Source organism: Vogesella fluminis (assembly GCF_014652335.1).
Lineage (GTDB): Bacteria > Pseudomonadota > Gammaproteobacteria > Burkholderiales > Chromobacteriaceae > Vogesella > Vogesella fluminis.
In genome coordinates, this window is sequence record NZ_BMYP01000066.1 from 1 (window position 1) to 7420 (window position 7420).

The following is a 7420-nucleotide window of genomic DNA, read 5'->3' on the forward strand; positions in this document are numbered from 1 at the left end:
TGGCTTTGCCGAGAGGCGGAGCGAAGCGGAAACGCGATACGGAATACGAAATCTTCTACCGTGCTGAGCAATACGACTCAGTGTAGGCTTCTTTGATTTGAGACAGTTTATGTCTGGTGGCCATAGCGAGGTGGTCCCACGCCTTCCCATACCGAACAGGACCGTGAAACGCCTTAGCGCCGATGATAGTGCCCGTTCGGGTGTGAAAGTAGGACACTGCCAGACGCCCCTTAATGAAGCCCAGNCCGCAGGGTGAGCAGGCCGTACCAGCCTGACTCACACAAAATAGCCTCCGCGAAAACCGGGGCGGTTCACTTCTATCTCGCTCTGCGAAACATCCCCCGGAAATGGACCATGCCCATTCAGGATTGGAAAGCCGCACTGACTCGCTTTGCCATCCAGTTCGAAGACCGCATGGATGGCCTTTAACTGAACACCCGTTTACACAAAATTCTGGACACCCTCAAATTGAGGTAGGGGGTAACCCTGCCGCCTGCTTGATTGGGCGTGCCTTGCTTACCGGCAGTCCCTATTCCGGTACTACTCAGAAATCGCTGCTCAGTTTTTCTGAATATAAATTACAGAATTTTGTGTTTTTCTATTGGAATCAGGGTTTGTATAGTGTCTTGGTTGATCGTAAATCAGGAGTCGCTTCATGACCAACTCGCAATGGCAATCGCGAACTGTTGAGCAGCAAGTCAGCGGCATGCCGACTTCGGATGGTGCCGGTGTCAGGCTGACGCGCGTGCTGACGCAGAATCTGCAGCGGCGGCTGGATCCGTTTCTGATGCTGGATGAATTTCGCTCCGATAACCCGGGCGACTACATTGCCGGCTTCCCTCCGCATCCGCATCGTGGTTTCGAGACGGTGACCTATATGCTGGCCGGGTGTATGCGCCACCGTGACAGCGGCAACAATGAAGGTCTGCTCGGGCCGGGCGGGGTGCAGTGGATGACTGCCGGCCGCGGCATAATCCATTCCGAGATGCCGGAGCAGGAAGACGGGCTGATGCATGGCTTCCAGCTGTGGATCAACCTGCCGGCGGCGCGCAAGATGATCCCTGCCGCCTATCGCGACATCCCTGCGGCAGAGATTCCGCTGCTGCAGGAGGCGGACGGCGTGGCGGTGAAGGTGATCGCCGGCCAGTACCGCGCGCAGGCGGGGGCGATCCGGCAGCCGGACACCGAGCCGCTGTATCTCGACCTGCAACTGCCGGCGGGCGGCACGCGCGACATCGACATCGCCGCCGGCCACAACGCCTTTGTCTACGTCTACCACGGCAGCGTCAGCATCGAGGGCGTCAGCGTGCCGCAGCAGCGCATGGCGATACTCGGCAACAACGGCGACGGCGTGCGCCTGCACAGCGACAACGGTGCCAGCGTACTGGTGTTGTCCGGGCAGCCGCTGCGCGAGCCGATCGCCCAGTACGGCCCGTTCGTGATGAACACGCGCGCCGAGCTGGAGCAGGCGTTTGCCGACTACCAGCAGGGCCGTCTGGCGTGAAGTAGCACAAGGTTGGCCGCAGGCGTTGCGGCCAACCTTTTCATTCGCAAGCTTTTTCCATTCGATTGACGCGGAGATTTCCCCATGAGTGCCATCAGCCAGCGTATTGAACCGCGCCAGCAGGACATCGGCTTTGTCGTGCGACGCCTGTTGCCGGTGCGCGGTATGCGCAGTGTCGGACCGTTCGTGTTTCTCGATCACATGGGGCCGGCGTATTTCGTCGCCGCCGGCACCGCTGGCGACGTGCGCCCGCATCCGCACATCGGCCTTGCCACCGTTACCTATCTCAGCCAAGGTGCGATGATGCACCGCGACAGCCTGGGTACGGTGCAGCGCATCGAGCCGGGCGCCATCAACCTGATGGTGGCCGGGGGGTGCGGCATCGTCCATTCCGAGCGTGTTCCGGCCGACATCCGTGCCGCCAATGTGGCGGTGGAAGGGTTGCAGATGTGGCTGGCACTGCCACAGGCGCAGGAGCGCTGTACACCGGCGTTCTACCACTATCCGGCGCAGGTGCTGCCGCAGCGCGACTTCGAACGCGGCAGCGTGCAGCTGCTGATCGGCGCGGCCTTCGGCATGGTTTCTCCTGTAAAGACTTTTGCTCCGACGCTGTACGCCGCCTGGCAGTTGCAGGGTGGTGGCGTGCTGCCGCTGCCGCAGGACGTGGCCGAGCGCGCGCTGTATCTGATCGAGGGCGAAGTACTGGTTGATGGTGAAATTGTTCGTGCGGGTGAGTTGGTAATATTGTCCGACAGTGCGCGCAAGTTGCGCGCCAGTGCTTGCGTACAGGGGGTGATTTTTGGAGGTGCTCCGCTGGATGGACCGCGCTACCTGGATTGGAACTTTGTCGCCAGTAACAGGGCACTGCTGGCGGCGGCGCGGGCTGACTGGCAGGCGGGCCGTTTTGTCATGGTGCCGGGCGAGAGTGAGTCCATCCCGTTACCCGGCTGAGTAGAGGTACATCGCAGTAAGTGGTTTTTCTGATGTTTGTCAATGATAAGTGAATTTCTCGCAAGGGAATGACCCTGCCTGTGTTAGGATTGTTTCCTATCAATCTTTATCAAATGGCGATGTTGAGTATAAATAATTACTGCATTGTCTGACAAATGTCAGGAGCCGATTACATGTCGTTTTCACGGGCTGTTGAATCCATCCTGTCACGCCAGGTGCTGAGCTGTCCGCCCTCTGCTACGGTGAGCGAGGCGGCGTTCGCCATGTGTCGCGAGCACTGTGGCGCCATCATCGTGATGGGCGAGGATGGCCGGCCGGTCGGGGTGTGGACCGAGAGCGATGCGGTTCGGCTGGATCTGCAGCAGTCGGATGTTGCCGCCACGCTAGTGGCAGCGGTGATGTCGTCGCCGGTGCGCACCATTGCGGCCAATGCTTCCATTCAGGAGGTCACTGCGCTGCTGCACCAGCAGCGCATGCGCCATCTGGTAGTCACCGAGCCTGGCAATGACCGCGTGATAGGGGTGGTGTCGACTACCGATATTGTCATTAATCAGGAAGCCGAGTTTTTTCTGCGCCTGAAGCGGCTGGATGCGATGGTGCATGTGCCGCTGGCCACCATCGATGCCTCGGCAGATATCGGTGCTGCCACCCGGCTGATGCGTGAACGGAAGGCCGAGGCACTGGCCGTGGCCTACGCGGATGGTAGCTGGGGCATCCTCACCCAGCGCGACATGTTGCAGCACTTGGTGCGGCCCCGCACAGGTCTGGTGGTGGCCGATCTTGCCAGCCACCCACTGCGTACCGTGCCATCACAGATGCCGCTGCTTGCTGCGCGCAAGGTGCTGTTGGAGCACCAATTGCGCCATCTCGGCGTTACTGGTGAGGATGGCCGGCTGCTGACCATCATCGGCATGTCCGACATCCTTGCCACCATTGAGCAGGAGTTCCTTGCCGAACTGCGCCATGCGCTGCAAGAGCGCGATGAGGCGTTGCTGCGCTCGCGGCAGAGCCTGTTGATGGCGGACAAGGTATTCGAGTCGACGATGGAGGGCATCGTCATCACCGATGGCAAGGGGCTGATCCAGTCGGTCAATCCTGCGTTTTCCCGCATCACCGGTTATACGCGTGATGAAGCAATCGGCCATACTCCGGCCTTGCTCAAATCTGGGCGCCAGTCGGCGGACTTCTACGAGCATATGTGGCGGCAGCTGGGGACTGACGGCTTCTGGCAGGGTGAAGTGGTCAATCGGCGCAAGAACGGCCTGCTTTATACCGAACATCTGACCATTACTGCCATTGAGGACGAGTTGGGGGTAACCCGGCATTATATTGCGGTATTTGCCGATATTACCCAGCGCAAGCAGGCAGAAGAGCGGCTGCATTTTCTGGCGAATCACGATGCGCTGACCGGGCTGCCGAATCGTACCCTGTTTGCGGAAAAACTGCAGGTGGCGGTGGAGCAGGCGCATGAGCAGCAGCAGCGGTTTGCACTGATGTTCATTGATCTGGACCGTTTCAAGCTGATCAACGATACGCTCGGGCACCAGGCCGGCGACGAGCTGCTGGTGAAAATCTCGCAGCGGTTACAGGAAAAGGCGCCGGGTAACAGTACCGTGGCGCGCCTGGCCGGCGATGAATTTACCATCCTGTTGCCCAATACCGGCGGCCTGAGCACGCTTGCCGGCATGGCGCAGGACATGCTGGCCAGCATTACCGGTGAGCTGGTGCTGGGCGGTAACAGCAAGGTGTTTGTTTCCGCCAGCCTCGGCATTGCGGTATTCCCCGATGATGGCGGCACTGCCGACAGTCTGCTGGTCAATGCCGATGCCGCGATGTACCGGGCCAAGAATCGTGGCAAGAATACTTTCCAGTTCTACACCGCAGATATGAATGCCAGTGCCATGGCACGGCTGAAGCTGGAATACAGCCTGCATCGGGCATTGGCCAGGGACGAGTTTCAGGTTTGGTACCAGCCGAAAGTCGATCTTGCCAGCGGCACCTTGGTAGGCATGGAGGCGTTGATCCGCTGGCAGCATCCGGAGATGGGTTTCATACCGCCTATGGAGTTCATTCCGGTGGCCGAGGAGTGCGCGCTGATCGTACCGATCGGCGCCTGGGTGCTACAGGAGGCCTGTCGCCAGACCAGGCTGTGGGCCGAGCAGTGCGGTTTTGGCGGCCGGGTGGCGGTCAACCTGTCGGCACGCCAGATCAAGTTCGGCAATATCGTGGGAACGGTGGCGCAGGTGCTGCAGCAGACCGGATTGCCACCGTCGCAGCTGGAGCTGGAAATCACCGAAAGTACGGCGATGGACAGCGACGGCGAGGTGATGAAGGCGCTGGAGGGGCTGCGTGCGATGGGCATTACGCTGGCGATCGACGATTTCGGCACCGGCTATTCCTCGCTGGCCTATCTCAAGCGCCTGCCGGTGCAGGTGCTGAAGATTGACCGTTCCTTCATCAAGGATCTGGATCGTGACAAGGACGATGCTGCCATCGCCTCGGCGGTGATCTCGCTGGGCCGCAGCCTGGGATTGTCGGTTGTGGCCGAGGGGGTGGAAACGCCGGCCCACCGTGCGTTCCTGATCGAGCAGGGTTGCCATCAGGCGCAGGGCTATCTGTTCGGCAAGCCGCAGACCGCTGCCGATTTCCGCTACCTGCTGTGTTGACCGTCCCCGGTCGCCGCCAGGGGGGCAAAAAGCCGACGCATTGCGTCGGCTTTTTGCTGCAAGGTTGGCCGCAACGCTTGCGGCCAACCTTGGCGCGGGATCAGCCGCCGATCTTGTCCTTGCCGCCCATGTACGGACGCAGTACCGCCGGGATGGTGACCGAACCGTCGGCGTTCTGGTAGTTCTCCAGTACCGCCACCAGCGTGCGGCCCACCGCCAGACCGGAACCGTTGAGGGTGTGCACGTAGCGGTTCTTGCCGTCGGCGTCCTTGAAGCGCGCCATCATGCGTCGCGCCTGGAAGTCGCCCATGTTCGAGCAGGAGCTGATCTCGCGGTAGGTGTTCTGCGCCGGCAGCCACACTTCCAGGTCGTAGGTCTTGTGCGAGCCGAAACCCATGTCGCCGCTGCACAGCGTCACCACGCGGTACGGCAGCTCCAGTGCCTGCAGGATCACCTCGGCGTGGCCGACCATTTCTTCCAGCGCGGCAAAGGAATGATCCGGATGCGCGATCTGCACCATCTCCACCTTGTCGAACTGGTGCTGGCGGATCAGGCCGCGGGTGTCGCGACCGTAGGCGCCGGCTTCGGAGCGGAAGCACGGCGAGTGGGCGGTGAACTTCAGTGGCAGCTCGTCGTGCTTCAGCACCGACTCGCGCACCATATTGGTCATGGTGATTTCCGAGGTGGAGATCAGGTACTGTGCCTGGGCGGCCGCCTCGCCGCCGCGCTCGACGCGGAACATGTCCTCGGCGAATTTCGGTAGCTGGCCGGTGCCGTACAGCACGTCGCTGTTGACGATGTACGGGGTGTAGGTCTCGCTGTAGCCGTGCTTGTCGGTGTGGGTGTTCAGCATGAACTGCGCCAGCGCGCGGTGCAGCTGCGCGATCTGGCCGCGCAGCACGGTAAAGCGGGCGCCGGACAGCTTGGCGCCGGTTTCGAAATCGAGGCCCAGCGGGCTGCCGACATCGACGTGATCCTTGACTTCAAAGTCGAACTCGCGCGGCGTGCCCCAGCGGCGGGCTTCCACGTTGCCGCTCTCGTCGGCGCCGGCCGGCACCGATTCGTGCGGCAGGTTGGGGATGGTCAGCAGCCAGTTGTCGATGCGGTTCTGCACTGCGGTGAAGGCTTCTTCGGCGGCCTTCAGCTCGTCACCCAGCGACGCGACCTGCGCCATGATGGCGGACACGTCCTCGCTGTTCTTCTTGGCGATGCCGATCTGTTTCGAGCTGCTGTTGCGCTGCGATTGCAGTTCCTGCATCCGGGTTTGCAGGGACTTGCGTTCCGCCTCCAGCGTATTGAAGGCGTCGGTTTCCAGGGTGTAGCCACGGCTGGCCAGACGGGCCGCCACTTCATCGATATTGCTGCGCAGCAGTTGAATATCCAGCATTGTTTTCAGTCCTGTATTTCTGTCTCGGGTAGGGTGTGGCCGGCAACACGGCACGGGCGGGCCTTGCTCGCGGCCGCAGTTGCGCCCGCCGGCACAAAGTTTCCCCGCAAGTTTACCGGCAGCAGGGGGCTGTTGTCCCGTTTTGCCGTGCCGGCAGCGTGCGGCCGGTGGTCGAAAAAGTGGCCGCACCGCCGCTAACGGCGTGGATTGCAGCGCCATGGCGTAGTGCTTATGCCGGAAAGATTAAAGTAACATGCAAACGTTATGTAATACTTGTAACGGATATTAATCATTGATTTTGAATGTCAGGGGGAAAACGTGTCCAGAGCTCATGTTATGGCCTTGTGCCTTGCGGCCGCGGTGGTGCTGACCGGTTGCGCGCTGCCGAAAGCGAATCAGGGGGTGTCTGTCAGCCAGACCAAGCGGGGGGTCGAAATCCGCTCTTCCGATTCCATCCTGTTCGATTCCGGCCAGTACGAAGTGAAGGCTTCGGCGCGGCCGTTCCTTGACCAGATGGCCGGCCTGCTGACCTCGCGTACCAAGAGCAATGTTTTGATCGAGGGCCATACCGACAGTGTTGGTGGCCGCGACTTCAACCAGGATCTGTCCGAGCTACGCGCCCTGTCGGTGATGAAGGCGCTGGTCGATCGTGGCGTGTCCAAGACGCGCATCAAGGTGCTGGGCTACGGCATGAGCCGGCCGCTGGCGGACAACGCGACCGAAGCCGGCCGCCAGATGAACCGCCGTACCGACATCATCATCCTTGGTGAGCGGCAGGAAAACCTGGGGCAGGACCCGTTCAAGGGCATGATCGACAGCGTGGTCAGCTTCGGTAAGGACCTATTCAAGTAAGAGGGTGTGCAGAATTTTGTGTAAACGGACCATTGGCGGGAAACTGCCAAATTGTCCGGA

At 60.9% G+C, this 7420-nt stretch carries 5 protein-coding genes and 1 rRNA gene; 5 read left to right on the forward strand and 1 reads right to left on the reverse strand.

Annotation, left to right across the window (positions count from 1 at the left end):
* The first annotated feature begins 112 nt into the window (after nt 1–112).
* The 4 genes from rrf to IE083_RS14900 all read left to right on the forward strand — a co-directional run bounded on the left by rrf (nt 113) and on the right by IE083_RS14900 (nt 5121).
* A 5S ribosomal RNA gene (rrf, locus tag IE083_RS14885) occupies nt 113–225 on the forward strand.
* A gap of 430 nt (nt 226–655) precedes the next feature.
* Nucleotides 656–1504, forward strand: a complete 849-nt coding sequence (locus tag IE083_RS14890) for a pirin family protein (RefSeq protein ID WP_189354823.1) — start codon at nt 656–658, stop codon at nt 1502–1504.
* Between the two features lie 84 nt (nt 1505–1588).
* Nucleotides 1589–2455, forward strand: a complete 867-nt coding sequence (locus tag IE083_RS14895; protein ID WP_189354824.1) for a pirin family protein — start codon at nt 1589–1591, stop codon at nt 2453–2455.
* Between the two features lie 173 nt (nt 2456–2628).
* Nucleotides 2629–5121: an EAL domain-containing protein gene (locus tag IE083_RS14900; RefSeq protein ID WP_189354825.1), complete on the forward strand. Its 2493-nt coding sequence runs from the start codon at nt 2629–2631 to the stop codon at nt 5119–5121.
* Between the two features lie 100 nt (nt 5122–5221).
* Here the strand turns inward: IE083_RS14900 and serS are convergent, their stop codons facing one another.
* Nucleotides 5222–6508, reverse strand: a complete 1287-nt coding sequence (gene serS, locus IE083_RS14905; RefSeq protein ID WP_189354826.1) for a serine--tRNA ligase — start codon at nt 6506–6508, stop codon at nt 5222–5224.
* 336 nt (nt 6509–6844) lie between these two features.
* Between serS and IE083_RS14910 the strand changes: the two genes are divergently transcribed.
* Complete coding sequence (locus tag IE083_RS14910) at nt 6845–7360, forward strand: OmpA family protein (RefSeq protein WP_189354827.1); 516 nt, start codon at nt 6845–6847, stop codon at nt 7358–7360.
* Nucleotides 7361–7420: the final 60 nt, after the last annotated feature.

Bases quoted from the DNA above. Each gene is read 5' to 3' on its own strand.
- IE083_RS14890 (WP_189354823.1), top strand. From the start codon at position 656: ATGACCAACTCGCAATGGCAATCGCGAACTGTTGAGCAGCAAGTCAGC.
- IE083_RS14895 (WP_189354824.1), top strand. From the start codon at position 1,589: ATGAGTGCCATCAGCCAGCGTATTGAACCGCGCCAGCAGGACATCGGC.
- IE083_RS14900 (WP_189354825.1), top strand. From the start codon at position 2,629: ATGTCGTTTTCACGGGCTGTTGAATCCATCCTGTCACGCCAGGTGCTG.
- serS (WP_189354826.1), bottom strand. From the start codon at position 6,508: ATGCTGGATATTCAACTGCTGCGCAGCAATATCGATGAAGTGGCGGCC.
- IE083_RS14910 (WP_189354827.1), top strand. From the start codon at position 6,845: ATGGCCTTGTGCCTTGCGGCCGCGGTGGTGCTGACCGGTTGCGCGCTG.